This is a genomic window from Mariniflexile jejuense (assembly GCF_042675665.1).
Lineage (GTDB): Bacteria > Bacteroidota > Bacteroidia > Flavobacteriales > Flavobacteriaceae > Mariniflexile > Mariniflexile jejuense.
Window position 1 is genome coordinate 1,062,768 of the sequence record NZ_JBHTJI010000001.1, and the last position, 22,517, is coordinate 1,085,284.

A 22,517-nucleotide genomic window follows, 5' to 3' on the forward strand; every position below is an offset into this window, starting at 1 on the left:
AACTATCGCTTTTTACTCCTAAACTTAGCTTTATTTTTTCGCTGATTAAAAGGAATAGCATCATCAAACGTATGCTTCGCTTCACCACTTGGTTTGTTTTTACGCCATTTATCATTTTCGGGTAAGAGTACATTCAATAAATCTTGGCGTCCTAATTTATTTAAGGTTTTACGTATCCAATCTTTATTTTCGTTTTTATACCAAAAGAAAAAACGATGTTGCTCATCTTTTTCTTTTTGTGTTTTGGGCGTATTTACTTTTTTAAGCGTGTAGGGGTGGTAACCACTATAATAAATAACAGTAGCAACCGTCATGGGTGTTGGTGTAAACCCTTGAACCTGCTCTAGCTGGAAGCCCATATCTTTGGTTTCGGCAGCAAGATTCGCCATATCTTCCGCTTCACAGGCAGGGTGATTCGATATAAAATAAGGAATCAACTGCAAGTTTAAGCCTTTCTTAATATTAATTTTATCAAAACGTTCCTTAAACTTATGGAAATAAGAAAACGAGGGTTTCCGCATCAACTTCAAAACAGGGTCACTGGTATGTTCTGGTGCTACTTTTAATCTACCAGAAATATGCTTTGTCATCACCTCTTCGGTATAATCATCCAACTCTTTTGGGTCGGCATTTTTATTGAATTCAGGCACTAACATATCATGACGAATACCACTTCCTATAAATGATTTCTTAATTTTTGGGTGACTATCAACCGCTCTATATAATTCGGTCAAAGGTTTGTGCGATGTATCAAGGTTACTACAAATAACAGGAGAAATGCATGAAGGCGCTACACACTTATCGCATATAGACTGTATTTTTCCTTTCATTTTATACATGTTCGCACTTGGTCCACCAATATCACTTAAGTAACCTTTAAAATCGGGCATGTTTGCAACAGTATCCACTTCACGTAATACAGATTCTTGACTTCTACTTGCAATAAATTTACCCTGATGCGCTGAAATTGTGCAAAAACTACAGCCACCAAAACACCCACGATGGATGTTGATGGAAAACTTAATCATTTCATAAGCAGGAATAGGTCCGCGCTTATTATATTTTGGGTGAGGTAACCTTGTGTAGGGCAAATCAAAAGACGCATCAATTTCATCTTCGGTCATGGTTGGAAATGGCGGATTGATCATCAACGTTTTAGTTCCAACTTTTTGAAAAATTCGTCTTGCAGCCAGTTTATTACTCTCTTGTTCTATGGTTTTAAAGTTAGAAGCATAGGCTTTTTTATCTTTCAAACATTTTTCATGCGAAACAATTTCTACATCTTCCCAATTACTATTCTTTGGTATATCGGCTTCATTATCCAACAAAATAGCGGTTTGTAGTACCGTATTTATGTTTTTAAAAGGCACGCCTTTTTGTAGCAATCGCACCACTTCACGTAAAGGCTGTTCGCCCATGCCATATACCAACATATCTGCTTTCGAACTTTCTAAAATGGTAGGCATCAGCTTATCACTCCAATAATCATAATGTGTAACACGACGCAACGACGCTTCAATACCACCAATTAGAATAGGCACATCGGGCCATTTTTCTTTTAAAATATTAGAATATACTGTAGTAGCATAATCAGGTCTGAAACCAATATCACCATTAGGCGTATAAGCATCTTTATCACGCTTCTTTTTGCTTGCTGTGTAATTGCTAATCATGGGATCCATACAACCACCGGTAACTCCAAAAAATAATTTTGGCGCACCCAACTTTACAAAATCCTGAAGATTATCATTCACGTTAGGCTGTGGTACAATGGCAACACGCAAGCCATAACTTTCTAAAATACGGCCAATTACTGCAGGTCCAAAAGAGGGATGATCCACATAAGCATCACCACTAAACAGAATAACGTCTAGCGCATCCCAACCGCGTATTTTCACCTCTTTATTTGTGGTAGGTAACCAATCTGAAAGTTTTAACTCTTGCTTCACGCTGCAAAAATACACAAAAATCGGTTCTTAAACATTATATCCCTTTTAATCACAATAATGGGTTGAATTTTTTGCAAGTGATAATAAGTATTAATTAAAGTTTAACTTGAATAAACTAAAAAAATATAAATGGCAACATTCATTAAAAAACATAAAAAATTAACGGCATATTTCATCCTATCTAATGCCTTTAATACCCTTTTTTTCAAACTTTCTAAACCCTTGATTATCATTATATTTTTAATAGACAATAAAAAAGTTACTCACTATTTGGTAATCAAACAGATTATCGTACATTTGCAAACTCTTTTTGAAAGAGGAATGTTTAATAAAAAATAATTAATAACGTGGACACATTAAGCTACAAAACAATTTCAGCCAATAAAGCAACTGCAGATAAGCAGTGGGTTTTAGTTGATGCTGAAGGACAGTCTTTGGGCCGTTTAGCTTCAAAAGTTGCAAAACTTTTAAGAGGTAAACACAAGCCTAGCTTCACACCACACGTTGATTGTGGTGATAACGTAATTGTTATCAACTCAGAAAAAATCAACTTAACCGGAAACAAATGGAACGATAAAACGTACATTCGTCACACAGGTTATCCAGGTGGTCAAAGAAGTTTAACTGCTACAGAATTGTTTGGGAAAGACCCATCAAGAGTGGTAGAAAAATCAGTAAAAGGAATGTTACCTAAAAACAAATTAGGCGCAGATTTATTCCGTAACCTTACCGTTGTTGTTGGTACAGAGCATGCACATGCTGCACAAAAACCAAAAACAATTAACTTAAACGAATTCAAATAATGGATGTAATTCACAAAATTGGCCGTAGAAAGACGGCTGTTGCTCGTGTGTATGTAGCTTCAGGAACCGGAGCCATCACGATTAATAAAAAAGACATAACTGCTTACTTCCCTACTGCAACTTTACAGTATAAAGTAAAGCAACCTTTAGTTATGACTAACAATGATAGCAACTTTGATATTACAGTAAATGTATTAGGTGGTGGTATCACTGGTCAAGCTGAAGCTGTTCGTTTAGCTATCTCTCGCGCTATGTGCGAATTGGATGCTGAAAACAGATTGACACTTAAACCAGAAGGTTTATTAACAAGAGATCCAAGAATGGTAGAGCGTAAAAAATTCGGTCAGAAAAAAGCGCGTAAAAAATTCCAGTTCTCTAAACGTTAATATTATTGTTGAATTTATTTCAACACAATTAAAAAATTTAACTCAGTTATTGTTGTCCATGACTCAAAAAGTCAGGATTTAGTTAAGCATCTAAATGAAGCCTAAAGCATAAGCTAAAAAGGAACATTGCTAATCAACAGAACGTAAACTATTAAAAAATGGCAGTAGAAGTAAAAGAATTACTTGAAGCAGGTGTACACTTCGGTCACCTTACACGTAAGTGGGATCCAAACATGGCACCTTACGTATACATGGAGCGTAACGGCATCCATATCATAAACCTTTACAAAACAGCAGCTAAAATTGATGAAGCTGGAGCAGCACTTGCTAAAATTGCAGCTTCTGGTCGTAAAATTTTATTTGTTGCAACAAAAAAACAAGCAAAAGATATCGTTGCTGAAAAATCTGGAGCAATTAACATGCCTTACATCACTGAAAGATGGCCAGGTGGTATGTTAACTAACTTTGTTACTATTAGAAAAGCTGTTAAAAAAATGGCTATGATTGATAGAATGAAGAAAGACGGAACTTTCATGACGCTTTCTAAAAAAGAACGTTTACAAGTTGATCGTTTAAGAGCTAAGTTGGAAAAAAACTTAGGATCAATTGCAGACATGACACGTTTACCAGGTGCATTATTTGTAGTTGATATTAAACGTGAGCACATTGCTATAAAAGAAGCTCAAAAATTAAACATTCCTATTTTTGCAATGGTTGATACCAACTCTGATCCACGTCAAGTTGATTATGTAATACCTGCAAATGATGACGCTTCTAAATCTATTGATAAAGTATTATCTTATGTTACAGCTGCTATTGCTGAAGGCTTAGCAGACAGAAAATCTGATAAAGATACAGACCAAGATGATGACGAAGCAGTAGCACCAACAAAAAAACGTGCTTCTAAATTAGTTGTTACCGACGAGGAAGAATAATTAACAATTTCACAATACAAATAAGTCGTTTAATTATTTTCTTTACAGGAATATTTGAACGACTTTTTTAAATTTAAAAAACATATGGAATCTACAGTAAAAATTACAGCAGCAGACGTTAATAAACTAAGACAGTCTACTGGTGCAGGAATGATGGATTGTAAAAAAGCATTAGTTGAAGCTGAAGGCGATTTTGATAAAGCTATTGAAGTTTTACGTAAAAAAGGTCAAAAAGTGGCAGCTAACAGAGCAGATCGCGAGTCTTCTGAAGGTGCTGCAATTGCTAAAGTAAATGCAGACAATACAGTAGGTGTAGCAATCGTTTTAGGTTGTGAAACTGACTTTGTTGGTAAAAACGAAAACTTTATTGCTTTAGCAAACGAATTAGCAGATTTAGCATTTAACTTCAACACAAAAGAAGAGCTTTTAGCTGCTGATTTTGGAGGTATGACAGTTGCTGATAAATTAATTGAGCAAACTGGTGTTATAGGTGAAAAATTAGATATCAATGCTTTTGAAAAATTAGAAGCAGCTTACGTAGGTAGCTATGTTCACATTAACAAAATAGCCGCTTTAGTAGGTTTAACAGCTAATGTAAAAAATGCCGAAACGTTAGCTAAAGATGTTGCTATGCAAGTAGCATCAATGGGTGCAACTACATTATCGTACAAAGATTTTGATGCAGCTTTCATCGCTTCAGAACTAGAAGCAAGAATTGCTGTTATTGAAAAAGATAATGAAGAATTTGCTCGCTTAGGCAAAACACTTAAAAATGTACCTCAATACATTTCTATGGCACAATTAACACCTGAAGTATTAGCTCAGGCTGAAGAAGATGCAAAAGCACAATTAAAAGCTGAAGGTAAACCAGAACAAATTTGGGACAAAATTTTACCAGGTAAAATTGAGCGTTTCATTTCTGATAACACAACTTTAGACCAAGAACAATGTTTATTAGATCAAAACTTTATTAAAGATGACAAAATAAATGTTGCTAAATATGTTGCATCTTACGGCGATGTTGCTATTGCTGGATTTAAACGTGTTGCTTTAGGATAATACTAAATTCCTATAAACAGATATTTTAATACAAAACCACTACTTTAAAAATAGTGGTTTTTTTTTGCCTATAAACAGCCATCAATAATTAAAATATTGGCATATTTTCTCAGTTCAAAATTTTTTGACAAAATGGACTTCGGTAAACAACAAAAAATTATGTAATTTTGCGTCACTTTCAAAAACTACACATGAAATATAAAAGAATACTTCTTAAACTATCTGGCGAAGCCTTAATGGGAGATCGCCAATACGGTATTGACCCAGAACGTTTAGCAGAATATGCAAAAGACATTAAAGCCATAACAGATAAAGGCGTACAAGTAGCCATTGTAATTGGCGGTGGTAATATTTTTAGAGGTGTTGCTGGAGCAAGTAATGGTATGGATCGAGTACAAGGAGACCATATGGGCATGCTTGCTACGGTTATAAATGGTTTAGCATTACAAAGTGCATTGGAAGATACTGGATTACCTACACGATTACAATCTGCTGTTCACATAAATCAAGTTGCAGAACCTTTTATTCGCCGAAAAGCTATGCGCCATTTAGAAAAAGGTCGTGTTGTAATTTTTGGTGGTGGTACAGGAAATCCTTATTTCACAACAGATTCTGCTGCTGTTTTACGCGCCATAGAAATTGAAGCCGATGTTATTTTAAAAGGAACTCGTGTTGACGGTATTTATAATGCCGACCCAGAAAAAGATACAACTGCTGTTAAATTCAACTTTATTTCGTTTGATGATGTTTTAAGAAAAGGCTTAAAAGTTATGGATACTACAGCGTTCACACTAAGTCAAGAAAACCAACTTCCAATAATTGTATTCGATATGAATAAAAAAGGAAATTTACTAAAAGTTGTTTCTGGCGAAAAAGTTGGCACCGAAGTAAACATTTAAATTTGACGTGATTTTTGAGTAATTCATTGAAAAAAGTTTGAAGCTATGAACGAAGACATACAATTTATATTAGATACCGCAAAAGAATCCATGGAAAATGCTATTAAGCATTTAGAAAAGCAATTTGTAAATATACGTGCTGGAAAAGCAAGTCCTGCTATGCTAGGAAGCGTGATGGTAAACTATTATGGTGCCCAAACACCACTAGCTCAAGTTGCCAATATAAATACGCCAGATGGTAGAACTATTACAGTACAACCATGGGAAAAAAAGATGATTCAAGAAATTGAAAAAGGCATCCAAATTGCTAATCTTGGTTTTAACCCAATGAATAATGGCGATGTTATTATAATTAATGTACCACCTTTAACTGAAGAACGCCGTCGTGATTTAGCTAAACAAGCAAAAGCTGAAGCTGAAGACGCTAAGATAGGTGTTCGTTCTGCTAGAAAAGATGCAAATAATGATATTAAAAAAGCAGACGATGTATCGGAAGATTTAAAAAAGAATGCAGAAGTTGATGTACAACAATTAACAGATAAGTACGTTAAGAAGATTGATGACCTTTTTGATGCTAAAGAAAAGGAAATTATGACTGTGTAATATAAAGCGGCAAGTTTGTCGCTTTTTTTATAAATCTTTTATTCCATTTAGTGTTTGTATGTTTAAAAATAACATGCTTCTTTGTTTACTTTTTTTTGCAAACATGTTCTTGCAGGCACAATCTGTTGATAAAAATAAAATACAACCTTCGCAAGATTCAATTAAAAAAAATGTTTTTGTAAAAGGACTAGCCAATGGCTATATACCAACAAAATACTTCAATTTTGATTTACGCTATCTTATAAAATATAATCAATTTGAAGGTATTCGAACAGGTTTAGGAGGCATTACAAACGACGCATTTTCAAAAAGTGTTCGTGTAAATGGCTACACCGTTTACGGTTTTAGAGACGATCGTTTTAAATACAGTATTGGTAGTAGTTTTAGGTTAAATGAAGACAAAAATACTTGGCTAACACTTTCTTATACAGATGATTTACAAGAAACCGGAAGCACTAAATTTTTAACAGACAAACGGTTTTTTCAATTTTTTGAACCAAGGTTATTAAATATCGATTTATTTCATCAACACGTTACAAAAACTATTGGACTTGAACATGAATTCACTAACAACTTAAACGTAGTTTCCGAAATTTCAACTAGTTACATAAAGCCAACTTATAATTATGGATTTGTAACAAGTAATAGCATACTTAATACATTTAATTTAAGTACTGCTAAAATAGCTTTACAATGGCGTCCTTTTAAAAATGGTATAAGTTCGGAAACAACTTCAAAAGAAACAGATAATGATTTCCCAATGTTTGCCTTACAATACACCAAAAGTTTTACCGATGTATTTAAAAGCGATTTAAATTTTTCAAAATTAGATTTTAGAACCATTCATCAAATTGGAAAAAAAGGTAAAAGCATTTCAGAAATTACTTTAGTAGCTGGTTTGGCAAGTGGCGATATTCCTTTAACACATTTATACCACGCCTATCCTAATAATATTAACAAAGAAACTATTATGCAACGGTTTTCGGTGGCTGGAACCAATAGTTTTGAAACCATGTTTTTTAATGAGTTTTTTTCTGATAAGTTTGCTACACTTCAATTAAAACACTACATAAAACCTTTTAATATTACGCAAAGATATAAACCACAACTTGTATTGATAACCCGCTACGCTATTGGCGATATAAAAGAACCCGAAAGACACCAAAATGTAACCTTTGGTTCTCTAAAAAAAGGTTATACAGAATCTGGTTTTGAAATAAACAAATTACTATTTGGTTTTGGTTTAAGCTTTACCTACCGCTACGGCGCTTACCACTTGCCAGAAATTGGCGATAATGTTGCGTTTAAATTTACATTTAACGTGACTTTATGAGGTAATACAGCCATTTTTTCTACCTTTGCCCAACTTTTATTTAAGGCATGTTAAAACTTTTTACCAAAGATTTTTGGGACGTTATCGCAAGGTTAATTTTACGTAATAAAATTGGGATTCTTGTTAGTATTATCGTCATTACCGTTTTGTTTAGTACGCAATGGAAAAACATGCGTTTTTCTAATACCGAAGCAAACCTACTACCAGACGACAACGAAATAAATATTACCTACAACAACTTTTTAAAAACCTTTGGCGAAGAAGGAAATCTAATAATTATAGGCGTAAAAGATAGTACCTTATTAACAGTTGAAAAGCTTAATGCTTGGAACAAATTAGCTGATAGTTTCAAAAAATACAAAGAAGTTGAAACAGTTATATCTGTTAAAGACTTACAAAAGCTTGTAAAAGATACGCTTCAACAAAAATTTAGTTTAGAACCTTTTATTAAAGATTCAATCTCGTCTATTTCTCAAATAAATAAGCTTGAAGATGAGCTTTTTAATAAATACCCATTTTACGATAATTTCTTATTCAATAAGAAAACAAAAACAATAAGAACCATTATTTATCTTGACAAAGCTATTGTTAACACATCTGCTAGAAAAGATTTTGTGCTCAATAATTTAGTGCCAAAAATTGAAGCCTTTAAAACAGCCACCAATCTTGATGTACGTGTATCGGGCATGCCATATATTAGAACCCTAAATGCGCAATTAATAGTTGATGAAATTGTGTGGTTTGTATTGGCTGCTTTATTGGTAACTTCGCTTATTTTCTTCTTCTTTTTTAGGTCGTTCAGAGCTACTTTAATTTCCTTGGTTGTTGTATGCATTGGTGTTATGTGGACATTAGGTATTATTGGCGCTTTAAACTATGAAATTACAGTTTTAACGGCACTTATTCCGCCATTAATTATTGTTATTGGCATTCCAAATTGTATCTTTTTAATTAACAAATACCAACACGAAGTAAAACTGCATGGAAATAAAGTAAAATCGTTGCAACGTGTTATCACAAAAATTGGTAATGCAACGTTAATGACCAATGTTACTACTGCTTCTGGTTTTGCTACGTTTATCCTTACTGAAAGCACACTTTTAAAAGAATTTGGCATTGTTGCATCGTTAAGTATTTTAGGTATTTTTATGTTGTGTTTGCTTATCATTCCTATTCTTTATTCGTTTTTACCTTATCCAAAAGATCGCCATTTAGAGCATTTAAATAGACGCTGGATTGGTGGTTTTGTAAACTGGATGGAACGTATGGTAAAACACGAACGTATTGCTATTTATTCAACAGCATTGGTGTTATTAATAGTTAGCATTATTGGTATTTATCAAATAAAAATTTCAGGAAGTTTAATTGAAGATATGCCTCAAGACTCTGAATTTGTTAATGATATACGTTTTTTTGAAGATGAATTTAACGGCATCATGCCTTTAGAGTTTATGATTGACACCAAACGCAAACAAGGTGTTATGAAACTTGCTACGCTAAAGCGCATGGACGAATTGCAGGAATTAATTAATGAAATTCCTGAGTTATCAAAACCAATTTCGGTGGTAGATTTGGTTAAATACTCAAAACAAGCTTATTATAACGGCAATACTAATTTTTATCAATTACCAACATCACAAGAAAACAGTTTTATTTTATCGTATGCTAAAAACTCAACGTCCGATGTTGATTTGCTTAAAAACTTTGTAGATAGTACAGGCCAATATGCGCGCATTACCACCTTTATGAAAGATATTGGCACTGATAAAATGGAGCGTATTGAAGAAGATATTAAAACCAAAATTAATAAACTTTTCCCAAAAGAACGCTACGCGGTTACCATGACTGGTAAAGCTTTGGTGTTTCAAAAAGGCACAAACTACTTGGTTAAAAACCTAGCAATTTCGCTATCACTTGCTATTATTTTAATAGCGTTGTTTATGGCATATATGTTCCGTTCTGGTAGAATGATTATTATTTCACTAATACCAAACCTTATTCCGCTTTTAGTAACCGCGGGGTTAATGGGCTATTTAGGCGTTCCTATAAAACCTTCAACCATTTTAGTATTTAGTATTGCTTTTGGCATTTCGGTTGATGATACGATTCATTTCTTAGCAAAATACAGGCAAGAACTTCAAGCTAATAACTGGAAAATTAAAACATCCGTTTACGGCGCACTTCGTGAAACAGGTATAAGTATGTTTTACACATCCATCGTTTTATTCTTTGGGTTTTCAGTATTTACCATTTCTAGTTTTGGTGGTACAGTAGCTTTAGGCGCTTTAGTTTCGGCAACATTATTATTTGCTATGTTATCAAACTTACTTTTGCTTCCTTCTCTGTTATTATCGTTAGAACGTAGCATTGCGAATAAAGAAGTTTTAAGAGAACCTGCAATAAATATTATTCCAGAGGAAGACGAAACAGATGAAGAAAATTCCAATATTTAAAAGCCAAATTCCAATCTTCAACAACTTTTGGAATTTGGTTTTTAGAATTTGAATTTTCATCTACGAAACCTTTATATTTACATTATAAATTTTAAGACTTATGCAAAAACGTACTATTTCAGACTTACTTTCAAAAGATTTTGTTAGTTCTGAAGTTGATATAAAAGGATGGGTAAGAACCTTTAGAGCAAACAGATTCATTGCCTTAAACGATGGTTCTACACTAAATAATATTCAATGTGTAGTTGATTTTGAAAGCTTTGATGAAACGCTTTTAAAACGCATTACCACAGGTGCAGCAATTCATGTAAAAGGCGATTTGGTTGAAAGCCAAGGCAAAGGGCAACATGTAGAGATTCAAGTAAAGGAATTGAAAGTTTTAGGAGATTCTGATCCTGAAACCTACCCTATTCAACCTAAAAAACACTCGTTCGAGTTTTTAAGAGAAAATGCGCATTTACGCACCAGAACAAATACATTTAGTGCAGTAATGCGTTTACGTTCTGCTTTATCATTTGCCATTCATAAATATTTTAATGAAAACGGTTTTTACTATGTGCATACACCAATTATTACAGGAAGTGATGCCGAAGGTGCTGGCGAAATGTTTAGAGTTACCAATCTAGATACTAAAAAACCACCTTTAAATGATGAAGGCAATGTTGATTATTCTAAAGATTTCTTCGGAAAAGAAACCAATTTAACTGTTTCTGGTCAGTTAGAAGCCGAAACCTATGCCATGTCGTTAGGTAAAGTTTATACGTTTGGACCAACATTTAGAGCTGAAAATTCAAATACCTCGCGGCATTTAGCTGAATTCTGGATGATTGAACCCGAAGTTGCTTTTATGGATTTGGCTGGCAATATGGATTTAGCCGAAGATTTTATGAAATTCGTTCTAAAATACATCTTAAAAAACAATAGAGAAGATTTAGAGTTTTTAGATGCCCGTTTGCAGGACGAAGATAAAGCAAAACCACAAGCCGAACGTAACGACATGACGCTAATTGAAAAATTAAATTTCGTTACCGATAACAATTTTAAACGTGTAAGTTATACCGAAGCTATTGATATTCTTCGTGATAGTACGCCAAATAAGAAAAAGAAATTCAAATACATTATAAAAGATTGGGGAACCGATTTACAAAGTGAACACGAACGCTTTTTAGTTGAAAAACACTTTAAATGTCCTGTTATTTTGTTTGATTACCCAGCAAATATTAAAGCATTTTACATGCGTTTGAATGACGATGGTAAAACCGTTCGCGCCATGGATATTCTATTCCCTGGTATAGGTGAAATTGTTGGTGGTGCACAACGTGAAGAGCGTTTAGATGTGTTAAAACAAAAAATGGCAGTCATCAATATTCCTGAAGAAGACCTTTGGTGGTATTTAGACTTACGTAAATTTGGTACAGCAGTACATGCTGGCTTTGGTTTAGGTTTTGAGCGTTTGGTAATGTTTGCTACTGGAATGAGCAATATTAGAGACGTTATTCCGTTTCCAAGAACACCTCAAAATGCCGAATTTTAAATAAAAAATTCATATTTTAAACCTGTCTAGTTTTAAAAACCTGACAGGTCTTTTTTTTAGAAATAGTTTTATATTTTTACAGAAACCAAATCATAATATGCTTAAGCAACATTTACAATTTAAATTATCGCAAAAGCTTTCGCCACAACAAATTCAATTAATGAAATTGATACAGTTGCCAACACAAGCATTTGAGCAACGTTTAAAACAGGAATTAGAAGAAAATCCCGCACTAGAAGGTGGAAAAGATGATATTGACAGTGATTATGATTCTGATTTTGACAATACAAATGATGAATACGATGATTCTGAAAATATTGGTAACGATGATATAAATGTAGATGAATATTTAAGCGACGATGAAATACCAGATTATCGTACACAAGCCAATAACTATAGTAGCGACGATGAAGATAAAACGATGCCTTATGCTGCTGGAACATCGTTTACACAACATTTAATAAATCAGTTAAACACCTACAGACTTGATGATGAAGAATACGAAATTGCCGAATTTTTAGTTGGAAGTGTTGATGAAAGTGGCTATATACGTCGTTCACTACCAGATATTATGGACGATTTAGCTTTTACACAAAGTGTTTATACTACAGAAGAAAAAATAGGCAAAGTTTTAAAAATTGTGCATCAATTAGATCCTGCAGGCGTTGGTGCAAGAAACTTACAAGAATGTTTAAGTATTCAATTACATCGAAAAGAAAAAACACCAGATACCGAATTAGCTATCGAAATTATTGATAATGCTTTTGAGCAATTCACAAAAAAACACTACGATAAATTACTTCAAAAATTTGATATTTCTGAAATTCAATTGAAAGATGCTATTCACGAAATTGAACATTTAAACCCAAAACCAGGTGGTTCATATTCTGGAAACAATAGAATTGTAGAACATGTAGTTCCAGATTTTGCCATTAAAATAATTGATGGTGAATTAGAATTGACGCTTAACGGTAGAAATGCACCAGAGCTTCATGTGTCTAGAGAATATAACGATATGCTTAAAGGCTATAAAGATTCAAAAGACAAATCGAATTCACAAAAAGATGCAGTAATATTCATAAAACAAAAATTAGATGCTGCCAAATGGTTTATTGAAGCTATAAAACAGCGCCAACAAACCTTATTTGTTACAATGAGTGCTATTATGCATTATCAGTCTGAATATTTTTTAACTGGCGATGAGCGCAACCTAAAACCCATGATTTTAAAAGATATAGCTGATGAAATTTCAATGGATGTTTCTACAGTTTCAAGGGTTGCAAATAGTAAATATGTTGATACACCTTATGGCACTAAATTAGTAAAAGAGTTCTTTTCTGAATCAATGAAAAACGACCAAGGTGAAGATGTTTCAACAAGAGAAATAAAGAAAATTTTAGAAACCGTTATTCTGGAAGAAAACAAGAAAAAACCTCTAACTGATGACGCTTTAGCTGCCATTTTAAAAGACAAAGGCTATCCAATTGCCAGAAGAACAGTTGCTAAATACCGAGAGCAACTTGATATTCCTGTAGCACGATTACGCAAAAAAATATGATAGATCGCATTTTAAAGAGTATCTCGTATATTTTTCATCCATTAATTATGCCGCTACTTGGTGTACTTTTCTATTTTTATATTTCGCCTCGTTTTATAACAGAAGAGGTTATGCATGCTAAAATTATATCAATAGCTATACTTACCTTAATTTTACCCATTCTAATATTTTTTTTATTAAAAACATTGGGCAAAGTAGAATCTATTTATTTAAAAACCACTAATGAACGTATTTACCCTTTGGCACTACAATGTGTAATCATTTTATTGGTTTTAGTTCGCATACTATCGCAATCTGATTTAATTGAATTATACTTCTTTTTTGTTGGGATACTAATCTCTACAATGGCTTGTTTGCTTCTAGCGGTTTTAAGGTTTAAAGCTAGTATTCACATCATTTCTGTATCAGGATTATTTATGTTTTTTATTATTTTAAGTATCCATTTCAGTATTAACATAGTAGGAATATTAGCCTTAATGAGCATAATTACTGGCGCAGTAGCTACATCTAGATTGCATACTAAAGCACATAATACCAAAGAATTAGTTATGGGGTTTTTTATTGGTGTTATACCACAGTTAATACTTGTAACTTATTGGTTATAGTATAATTATAATATGTAAAATATTAATCCTACTTTCAATGCATTAGCATCTATGGTATTACCATTTAAGGTAGCGTCTTTAGAAAATATAGGATTTAAACCGTAATATAAATACAAATTCCAAGTATTGTAACCCGCAGCAAGTGTTAACCCATACTGAAGCTTGTTGAAATCTTCAATATTACGCTCTTTAAACGCGCCTAAATCACCTTTGTATTTAGATGAGCTAAAAACTGCATATCCCAGCTTAAAACCCGTATAAATACGCCAAAACTTATATTCGGTAGGTGTAGATGTTCGCCACCTAAACTCAATAGGTAATTCAATTAACTGATTGGAAAATTTATTTTTAGTATAACTACTACCATCTATTAAAGTATAAACAAAATTATCATTACTGTCTTTTGAGATAAGTAAATTTTGATTAAACGAATTAAATGAATAGCCTAAACCAACCCCTATTGCTATATTTCTATCCGTATTCAAAGGCATATCCTTAATAAACCCAAAGTGAATTCCTGTTGAAAAACCTTGTTGTGAAACATTATTAGGTTTATTTCCTAACAAATTATATGTTGTACTAATATAAATTTGATCTTCTTTATAAAGCTTATCACCAATATTTAACGTATCTTCTTGCGAATAACACAAGAAAACACCAAACATAACAAACAGATATTTATATACAGATTTCATTAATAATAATTTAATACTTATAAAGATTGATGTAATTAATTGTATGATGCTATATAAAAATAAAAAGGCGTTTTGAAATTACAAAACGCCTTTTATATAAAATTAAGAAAATAAAATTATTTGTTTTGAAAAACACTTCCTTTTTTGGTTGTGTAATTTATTTTAAGTGCATTAACTTTTCGTAATTCTTGCTTAATATCTCCTATTAATCCCATATTAGCATCGCTATCTACTTTTAAAGCAGTAGTTAAAAATGGTATTAATTCTTCTCTTTTAGAAGCGCGTTCTGCTGCAATAAAAGGAGCGATATCATTAATATCTGCAAAATCATCGTTAAGTTGAATTCTGGTTTCAGTACCATAATTCTTATAATTAGCACTTGGTTTACCTGCATAAATATACATAACCAAGTCTTTTTTATCTAACTTCTCTACCTGATCTGCATATGGTAAATTATTCTCAATTTTTAAGGTATTCTGTCTCATAACAGTAGCCACCATAAAAAAGAATAATAACATAAATACAATATCTGGTAACGATGCTGTTGATATTGCTGGCATCTCGCCTCCTGTTTTCTTTTTAAATTTAGCCATAATAATGTGTTAAATTTTAATTATTGAACTTCTGAAAGTTTTTGAGGATACTCAAGTTTGATTTTCTCAACTTGCTCTTTTAACTTTTCTTTATCTCCTGGCCAATTTACATCATTAAGATTAGCTTCCATCTCAGCAAAAGATTTTCCATACTGAGATTGCGCTCTAATGTTTCTTAAATCATTATAGGCAGCAACCAATTCATTTTGAACTGCGATATAAGTTTTATAAGTTGTTTCACGCTCATTTTTTAATGAAATAATTGCTTTGTCTGGATTGTCTGAAGACTCTGGGTCTTTTTTACCATGACAATAATCACAAGTTCTATCACCTCCATTATCTAGAAACTCAATTGCTGCGGCTCTTAAATCTTTAAGTTCCATTAGTTCATCTTCAACTAACAATTGATCTTTACCATTCAAAAGCACAGTGAATATATTCTTCTGTTTAATAACTACGTTTTCGTTATTATCCTCTATTGGAGGCAACTTACGATTAATCCCTGCATCTGTTTCAATAGTTGTTGTTACTAAGAAAAATATCAATAACAAAAACGCTATATCGGCCATGGAGCCTGCATTAACCTCTGGTGCTGCTCTTTTTGCCATAACTTATTTATTTAAAAGTTTTTTAATACTTGATAGTAGAGTAGCTCCTATTGCTATAACAGAAAGAAAGTAAAATGCATATAAACCTGCTCCTACGTTTTTAGAAACTCCTTCAGTAATACCTAAACCTTTATCGTTAAATTGTTTTAAATCTAAATCTGTTCCAGATGAAATAAGGTAAGAAATCAAGATAACTGCTAAAAACAATCCTACTGTTGTTAATGTCTTTTTAATATTCCCTGCGAATATGCCTTTTACAACATATATAAGTATTAACGCAATTACAACGAATAGTACAATGTAGGTAACATATAAAATGTTATCTATCATTCCGTCTGAGCCTGTCATTATTAAAAGTGCTAAAATGGCACCAATAATACCAAAGGCGTATGCGAAATACTTTAGTATTTTATGTAAATCCATGATTTGTTTTTATTTTATTATTACTTTTTATTTCTAATTAATAAGTCCATTAACGTGATAGAAGCATCTTCCATATCGTTAACAATACTATCAATTTTAGCAATAATGTAGTTATAAAAAACTTGAAGAATCATCGCTACTACAAGACCAAATACAGTTGTTAAAAGTGCTACTTTAATACCACCAGCAACAAGTGATGGTTGCATATCTCCAGCTGCCTCAATTTTATCAAATGCTTGAATCATACCAATTACTGTTCCCATGAACCCTAACATTGGTGCTAATGCAATAAATAATGAAATCCAAGATACGTTTTTCTCTAATTGTCCCATTTGAACACCACCGTAAGCTACAACAGCTTTTTCAACAGCGTCTAAACCTTCATCTGTTCTATCTAAACCTTGGTAATAAATAGATGCGATTGGACCTTTTGTGTTTCTGCAAACTTCTTTTGCAGCTTCAACACCACCAGAAGCTAAAGCGTCTTCAACTTCTTGAGTTAATTTTTTTGTGTTTGTTGTTGAAAGGTTTAAAAAGATAATTCTCTCTATAGCAATAGCTAATCCTAGAATTAAACATAATAATACAATCCCCATAAATCCAGGACCTCCTTCAATAAATCTCTTTTTTAATTCTTGATGAAACCCAAGTTCCTCTGCTGGTTGTGCAGTTTCGTCTTGCGTCATACTTGCTACAGTTGTTGCAACTGTACTTGTGTTTGCATTTGTAGTTGCGTTAACAGTTCCAAAAGCCATCATTCCTGTAATGGCAAGGATAGAAAATAATCTTTTCATGTTCTAAATCTTAATTTTATTAGTTAATTAAAGTGTTAAAGATATAAAAAAAATACAATAAAAAAATAAAAATAACAGCAGAGAGGAAGGGATTCGAACCCTCGATACCCTTTTGAGGTATACACACTTTCCAGGCGTGCGCCTTCGACCACTCGGCCACCTCTCTTTATTTTAATTGTACTTAATTACAGGGGGTCAAATAACGAAAAAAACTTTAAACCCTAAAATTTTAAAGGTTAATTTTAAGACATTTCTCCGCGTAGTGATGTTTCAAAGTTTCTTTTGAATTCTTTTTCTTGAATGTTTTGCCCCAACAAATACATTAATTTACATATTGCAGCTTCTGTTGTTAGGTCTTTACCTGAAACAACACCTATGATTTTCAATTGATTACTAGTTTCATAATGCCCCATCATTACACTTCCACTAATGCATTGCGTAATGTTAATTACTTGTACACCTCTAGTAATTGTTTGCTTTATTAAGTTCAAAAACCACGCTTCAGTGGTGCAATTTCCTGCACCATATGTCTCTAAAATTACAGCTTTTAAGGTTGTATTTGTTAAAACATTTGTTAAAAATGATTCTGAGATCCCAGGAAATAGCTTAATAAGCGCAATATTAGTATCTAAATGTTTATGAACTATTAATGATTTTTCTAAATCTGGCTTAAACAAATAATCATTATTAACTTTTAAATGCACACCAGATTCTGCCAATTCGGGGTAATTTAATGATGCAAATGCTTTAAAATTTTCTGCATTTAATTTAGTTGTTCTATTGGCGCGATACAATTTATACTCAAAATACAAGCAAACTTCTTTAATAATAGGCTTCTCGTTTTCTTGTAAAGATGCCATTTGAATGGAAGTAATTAAATTTTCTTTTGCGTCGGTTCTTAAATCGCCAATTGGTAATTGCGATCCTGTAAAAACCACAGGTTTTGCTAAATTTTCTAACATAAAACTTAATGCAGAAGCAGTATAACTCATGGTATCACTTCCATGAAGCACTACAAAACCATCAAATGTATTGTAATTAGATTCTATTATTTCGGCAATTTGCACCCAATACTCAGGATTCATGTTACTAGAATCGATAGGTTCATCAAAAGAAACTGTTTCAATGGTACATTCTAAAAGCTGCAATTCGGGTATTTTATCTAAAAGTGTTTTAAAATCAAAGGCTTTTAATACGCCTGTTTTAAAATCTTTTATCATACCAATAGTTCCGCCAGTATATATTAGTAAAATGTTAGGTTTAACCATTTAATTAAAATTTTAATTTGCTTTTTATATACCAAAAACTTCTTTTGAATTTTGAGTTGTTATACTTGCAATATCTTCTAAAGATACATTATATATATGTGATAGTTTTTCCAATACCTTTATTATATATACACTTTCATTACGTTTTCCTCGGTAGGGTGTTGGTGCTAAGTAAGGTGCATCGGTTTCTAAAACAATATGTTTTAAATTTATTTGATTTAAAAACTGATCAATTTTTCCATTTTTGAAGGTAGCAACACCGCCAATTCCTAACTTCATATTATAAGATATGGCTTGGTGTGCTTGCTCTAAGTTTCCTGTGAAACAATGAAAAATTCCAAATAAATCATCATCTTTTTCAGTTTCTAAAACTTCAAATATTTCATCAAAAGCTTCCCTGCAATGAATAACTATTGGTAGTTTGTACTTTTTAGCTAGTTGAATTTGATACTTAAAAGCTGCTTGTTGAATATTCAAAGTACTTTTATCCCAATACAAATCGATACCTATTTCACCAATCGCATAAAATTTTCGTTTTGCGAGCATCTCTTCAACATGATGTATTTCTTCTTTATAATTTTCTTTTACATGTGTTGGATGTAAACCCATCATTAAAAATATGTTTTGAGGAAAATCTTTTTCTAATTGAAGCATTGACTCTGTATACGATGAATCGATGGCTGGTATAAAAAATCTAGAAACACCTTGGTTGATGGCTCTATTAATCATTTCATGCCTATCTTCATCAAAAGCTTCACTATATAAATGGGTGTGAGTATCTGTAATTATCATGAGGTAAAAATAAAAAAGTCACCACTAATAATGGTGACTTTTAAAGGCTAATTTAGAATTGAAGTGTTTCAGTGTAATTTCTTAATTAGTTTTTGTGCTGCTTTATAATCTTCTGCATCTTCTGGAATGGTTTTTAAAATTTCTAAACAGGCAGCTTCTTTTTTCTGTTTTAATTTACTTAATGCCAAATACCATGTTGCTTTGTTTTTATATACCGAATTACCTTCTTTCAACCCTTTTAGCAACCAATCTGCTAAGGCAAAATTGTTTAATTCAATATTTGTTACACCTCTATAAAATTGTAATTCGGTGTTTTGTTCATCAGTTAATAATAGTTCTTTAAAGGCAACTTCCGCTTTTGCGAAATCTTTTTTATTAAAGGCATTTTCTGCAGTTTTTAATAGCCCATCTTGAGTACCTCTTACTGTTAAACTAATGCTTTCATAATTTGCATAATCGCTATAAACAGGATTAGACAACTTATTAAACATTGTTATACCTATTAATAATATAACACTAGCCGCCATAGCGTATTGCCAAGGTTTGAAACTGATACTTTTTTTAGGTGTATCTTGCTTTTCAAAATAGCTTTTTGAAATATTTTTTAAATTATTTTGAAATGCTGTTGAAGTGGCTTCATTTTTAAATTTATGCTCTAAAAATGATGATAATTCTTTATAGGTATTAAAACTTTCGTTGAAACTTGAATCGGTTTTGAGTCGTGTTTCAAAAGCATTTTTTTCGGCTTCAGAAAGTGCTTCTAAAAGGTAGTTTTCAAATAATATATAATCTTGCTCTTCCATAATGGTTAATTATTAAGTAGGTTAAACTTTGGTGATGCTTGAACCAGCTCTGTTAATTTACCAATACATAACGATTTCTTTTTTCGGGCATAAGCGTATGTTACACCTAAACTTTCAGCAACTTCTTCCATCGATTTTATTTTGAAGGTTGCCGTTAACAAATCTTTACAAGCGGTTCCTAGTTTATTGAACATTTCTGTAAATAAGGCTTGTTTTTCGCCAAATACATCGGTTTCAAAAGCTAGGTCTTGAGCGTCGTCACCTTTATATAAAACTTCCTCTTTAATTGTTACCTCTTTATTGGATGTTTTTTTTAGCACATTTAACCATTTGCGTTTACACAGTAAAAAGAAATAGGCATCAAACGGGCAGGTTAGTTCCAATTTTTTTTCACTTGCCTGATTATATATAGTTATTAAAGTGTCTTGTATAATATCTTGCGCTTGGTCACTATCTCCGCTATTCTGCTTAATATAATTAATAACCTTTGGCGCAAATTTATCATAAATAGCTTCTATAATAAAGGAGTTGTTTTGCAGCAATCCGTCAATGTATTTCTGGTCTTCGTGTAATTTTTTTTCGCTCATTAACCCTTGTATTTACTGCTAATTTAAAAAAAGTTTAAAATAAATGGGTAACAAAATTTAAATGGTTTTTATATAAGGGTGTAACAACAAAAATTACAAATCAAAAAAAATTAATTAATCCATAAAAATTAGAAATCATGAAAAAATCAATTTTAATTATCGCAACAGTAGCTTTTTCAATATTAAATACAAATGCTACAAATGAAAACAAAACCCTTAACACAACAACAAACCTTGAAACACTTACAAAAGACAACATTGCCCAAGTTTTTGAGTGGAAAGTTGAAACAACAAAAAGTACTTATTCTGGAACGTCTCTTAGTTTAGAAAGTGCCCAAGAAATGATAAAACTTTCAAGTACTGGCGAAGTTGTAACAGGAACAGAAATTACAAGCTACTTAGTATTAAGAAGCGAGTTAAACACTAAAAGAAATTATTTCTGGGAAGTTGAAACCGCAACAGGCTCTGCAAAAGGTTATGCTTCTTCTGAAGATTATGCTAATAAAATGATTGCTTTAGTTTCATCTGGCGATGCTATTGTATCTAAAATAATCATTAGTCAACCTCAACAATAAAAAAATAAAAAAAATTACCAAAACAGGGTAACAAACCAGTTGCCCTGTTTATATAACAATGAATAACAATTTAAAACCCAATGTATCATGAAAAATTTAAAACACATTTTAGGAACACTTTTAGTAACAGCTTTAGTATTTACAAGCTGTACAAAAAATGACAACGACGATTTACTTATTCCTGCAACTGCAGAAGAATTTAACAATTTAAAAGAAGAAGCTTTAGAAGAAATAACTCAAAATTTTCAGTTTAATGCAGAAGATGGCTCTACAACATTCACCTCAGAAAACGGTGTAGAAATAACCATTAATGGCAACTGTTTAACTAAAAACGGAAATACTGTTACTGGTGCTGTAAATTTAGAATTTATTGAATTGTTTGACAAAGGAAACATGCTTACCACAAACAAACCAACTATGGGCATTATGCCAAACGGTGATAAAGCCTTATTAATTTCAGGAGGCGAATTTTTTGTAGAAGCTACTCAAAATGGTGTTGCTTTAGATACCAATTGTGGCTTTCAACTTATCATTCCAGCAGCCTTAACAGGTGGCGCAGATAATAATATGATTCTTTGGAATGGTATTATTGACGATGATGGCAATTTAGCATGGGCAGAAAACAAACGCGATGGTGCTAACGGACAAGGTGGTGTTTTCGCAGAAGGAAACAGTTACTATGCCTTTTTAAATAGCTTTGGATGGAGTAACGTTGATAGATTTTACAGCGACCCAAGACCAAAAACAACTATTCTTGTTGATGTTCCAACAGGTTATGATAATACCAACTCTGCCGTTTATCTATCTTATGATGGTGAAGATACCGGATTAGCAAATTTAGACACTTATGATCCTGTAACAGGTTTATTTAGCGAACACTATGGTCAAATTCCAATAGGTTTAGAATGCCATGTTATTTTTGTAACTGAAGAAAATGACAACTGGAAATACGCTATAAAAGCAGTAACTATTGTTGCAAACGGTGTAATAACAATTACCGAAAGCGAAACAGCAGTGGTTACCGAAGCTCAACTTACAACCATAATAAACAATTTACCTTAAACAATCTACATATTTATTTCCTACTAATGTTTGGTTAGCTCAATTCTTTAACCTACTTATTAAAAACCAGAAGCGCAAGTTTCTGGTTTTTTCATTTTAATGGGTAACAAAAACAACATAAAATTGATATAATAGTATGAGAAGAAATGCCATTATAGTAATTCTAATAGTTTATGTCCTATTTATTTTATGGGCAAACT

Annotated in this window: 24 protein-coding genes and 1 tRNA gene; 14 read left to right on the plus strand and 11 right to left on the minus strand. The window is 32.3% G+C overall.

All coding sequences use genetic code 11. The features are described 5' to 3' along the window. Positions 1-2 precede the first annotated feature (2 nt). Positions 3-1,949 (minus strand): YgiQ family radical SAM protein, encoded by a 1,947-nt coding sequence (locus ACFQ1R_RS04520; RefSeq protein ID WP_379924915.1) that lies wholly within the window; start codon positions 1,947-1,949, stop codon positions 3-5. 129 nt (positions 1,950-2,078) lie between these two features. Between ACFQ1R_RS04520 and ACFQ1R_RS04525 the strand changes: the two genes are divergently transcribed. From ACFQ1R_RS04525 to ACFQ1R_RS04580, 12 genes are all read left to right on the plus strand, one after another. Beyond that, on the plus strand, positions 2,079-2,288 hold the full coding sequence (locus ACFQ1R_RS04525) for a hypothetical protein (RefSeq protein WP_379924916.1): 210 nt from the start codon (positions 2,079-2,081) through the stop codon (positions 2,286-2,288). Between the two features lie 8 nt (positions 2,289-2,296). Continuing rightward, positions 2,297-2,752 carry a 50S ribosomal protein L13 gene (rplM, locus tag ACFQ1R_RS04530; RefSeq protein ID WP_379924917.1) on the plus strand — a complete coding sequence of 152 codons (456 nt, stop codon included), beginning with the start codon at positions 2,297-2,299 and terminating at the stop codon, positions 2,750-2,752. Further along, the gene (gene rpsI, locus ACFQ1R_RS04535) at positions 2,752-3,138 is read left to right on the plus strand and encodes a 30S ribosomal protein S9 (RefSeq protein WP_132214408.1); all 387 of its coding nucleotides are present in this window, start codon (positions 2,752-2,754) and stop codon (positions 3,136-3,138) included. The genes rplM and rpsI overlap by 1 nt, the downstream gene beginning before the upstream one ends. A gap of 158 nt (positions 3,139-3,296) precedes the next feature. After that, on the plus strand, positions 3,297-4,073 hold the full coding sequence (gene rpsB, locus ACFQ1R_RS04540; protein ID WP_379924918.1) for a 30S ribosomal protein S2: 777 nt from the start codon (positions 3,297-3,299) through the stop codon (positions 4,071-4,073). Positions 4,074-4,157: 84 nt separating this feature from the next. After that, the gene (tsf, locus tag ACFQ1R_RS04545) at positions 4,158-5,132 is read left to right on the plus strand and encodes a translation elongation factor Ts (protein ID WP_379924919.1); all 975 of its coding nucleotides are present in this window, start codon (positions 4,158-4,160) and stop codon (positions 5,130-5,132) included. Positions 5,133-5,323: 191 nt separating this feature from the next. Continuing rightward, entirely contained in the window at positions 5,324-6,031 is a 708-nt protein-coding gene (gene pyrH, locus ACFQ1R_RS04550) for a UMP kinase (protein WP_379924920.1), read from the plus strand. A 45-nt stretch (positions 6,032-6,076) separates the two neighbouring features. Further along, positions 6,077-6,634, plus strand: a complete 558-nt coding sequence (gene frr / locus ACFQ1R_RS04555; protein WP_379924921.1) for a ribosome recycling factor — start codon at positions 6,077-6,079, stop codon at positions 6,632-6,634. A gap of 73 nt (positions 6,635-6,707) precedes the next feature. Next, on the plus strand, positions 6,708-7,967 hold the full coding sequence (locus ACFQ1R_RS04560; RefSeq protein WP_379924922.1) for a DUF5686 family protein: 1,260 nt from the start codon (positions 6,708-6,710) through the stop codon (positions 7,965-7,967). A gap of 47 nt (positions 7,968-8,014) precedes the next feature. Beyond that, positions 8,015-10,420: an efflux RND transporter permease subunit gene (locus ACFQ1R_RS04565; protein WP_379924924.1), complete on the plus strand. Its 2,406-nt coding sequence runs from the start codon at positions 8,015-8,017 to the stop codon at positions 10,418-10,420. A gap of 100 nt (positions 10,421-10,520) precedes the next feature. Then, the gene (gene asnS / locus ACFQ1R_RS04570) at positions 10,521-11,954 is read left to right on the plus strand and encodes an asparagine--tRNA ligase (protein ID WP_379924925.1); all 1,434 of its coding nucleotides are present in this window, start codon (positions 10,521-10,523) and stop codon (positions 11,952-11,954) included. 97 nt (positions 11,955-12,051) lie between these two features. Continuing rightward, positions 12,052-13,512: an RNA polymerase factor sigma-54 gene (gene rpoN / locus ACFQ1R_RS04575; protein WP_379924926.1), complete on the plus strand. Its 1,461-nt coding sequence runs from the start codon at positions 12,052-12,054 to the stop codon at positions 13,510-13,512. Beyond that, on the plus strand, positions 13,509-14,117 hold the full coding sequence (locus tag ACFQ1R_RS04580) for a hypothetical protein (protein ID WP_379924927.1): 609 nt from the start codon (positions 13,509-13,511) through the stop codon (positions 14,115-14,117). Before rpoN ends, ACFQ1R_RS04580 begins: the two co-directional genes overlap by 4 nt. A gap of 5 nt (positions 14,118-14,122) precedes the next feature. On the opposite strand, the gene ACFQ1R_RS04585 is transcribed toward ACFQ1R_RS04580, so the two are convergent. The 10 genes from ACFQ1R_RS04585 to ACFQ1R_RS04630 form a co-directional block, all read right to left on the minus strand. Beyond that, positions 14,123-14,812: a porin family protein gene (locus ACFQ1R_RS04585; RefSeq protein ID WP_379924928.1), complete on the minus strand. Its 690-nt coding sequence runs from the start codon at positions 14,810-14,812 to the stop codon at positions 14,123-14,125. 116 nt (positions 14,813-14,928) lie between these two features. Then, positions 14,929-15,405 carry an ExbD/TolR family protein gene (locus ACFQ1R_RS04590; RefSeq protein WP_379924929.1) on the minus strand — a complete coding sequence of 159 codons (477 nt, stop codon included), beginning with the start codon at positions 15,403-15,405 and terminating at the stop codon, positions 14,929-14,931. Between the two features lie 20 nt (positions 15,406-15,425). Continuing rightward, complete coding sequence (locus ACFQ1R_RS04595; protein ID WP_379924930.1) at positions 15,426-16,013, minus strand: ExbD/TolR family protein; 588 nt, start codon at positions 16,011-16,013, stop codon at positions 15,426-15,428. Between the two features lie 3 nt (positions 16,014-16,016). After that, complete coding sequence (locus tag ACFQ1R_RS04600) at positions 16,017-16,436, minus strand: hypothetical protein (RefSeq protein ID WP_379924931.1); 420 nt, start codon at positions 16,434-16,436, stop codon at positions 16,017-16,019. A gap of 20 nt (positions 16,437-16,456) precedes the next feature. Further along, a complete protein-coding gene (locus ACFQ1R_RS04605; protein WP_379924932.1) occupies positions 16,457-17,230 on the minus strand; it encodes a MotA/TolQ/ExbB proton channel family protein in 774 nt (257 codons plus the stop codon). A 78-nt stretch (positions 17,231-17,308) separates the two neighbouring features. Next, positions 17,309-17,396, minus strand: a tRNA-Ser gene (locus tag ACFQ1R_RS04610). A gap of 76 nt (positions 17,397-17,472) precedes the next feature. Beyond that, the gene (locus tag ACFQ1R_RS04615; protein WP_379924933.1) at positions 17,473-18,498 is read right to left on the minus strand and encodes an asparaginase; all 1,026 of its coding nucleotides are present in this window, start codon (positions 18,496-18,498) and stop codon (positions 17,473-17,475) included. A gap of 24 nt (positions 18,499-18,522) precedes the next feature. Continuing rightward, positions 18,523-19,290, minus strand: a complete 768-nt coding sequence (locus ACFQ1R_RS04620) for a TatD family hydrolase (RefSeq protein ID WP_379924934.1) — start codon at positions 19,288-19,290, stop codon at positions 18,523-18,525. A gap of 68 nt (positions 19,291-19,358) precedes the next feature. Further along, positions 19,359-20,093: a tetratricopeptide repeat protein gene (locus ACFQ1R_RS04625; RefSeq protein WP_379924935.1), complete on the minus strand. Its 735-nt coding sequence runs from the start codon at positions 20,091-20,093 to the stop codon at positions 19,359-19,361. Positions 20,094-20,098: 5 nt separating this feature from the next. Continuing rightward, positions 20,099-20,680 carry an RNA polymerase sigma factor gene (locus tag ACFQ1R_RS04630; protein ID WP_379924936.1) on the minus strand — a complete coding sequence of 194 codons (582 nt, stop codon included), beginning with the start codon at positions 20,678-20,680 and terminating at the stop codon, positions 20,099-20,101. Positions 20,681-20,817: 137 nt separating this feature from the next. On the opposite strand from ACFQ1R_RS04630, the gene ACFQ1R_RS04635 reads away from it, so the two are divergent. Both ACFQ1R_RS04635 and ACFQ1R_RS04640 read left to right on the plus strand, forming a co-directional pair. Next, positions 20,818-21,255 carry a hypothetical protein gene (locus ACFQ1R_RS04635; RefSeq protein WP_379924937.1) on the plus strand — a complete coding sequence of 146 codons (438 nt, stop codon included), beginning with the start codon at positions 20,818-20,820 and terminating at the stop codon, positions 21,253-21,255. Between the two features lie 87 nt (positions 21,256-21,342). After that, complete coding sequence (locus ACFQ1R_RS04640) at positions 21,343-22,317, plus strand: hypothetical protein (protein ID WP_379924938.1); 975 nt, start codon at positions 21,343-21,345, stop codon at positions 22,315-22,317. Positions 22,318-22,517 lie beyond the last annotated feature (200 nt).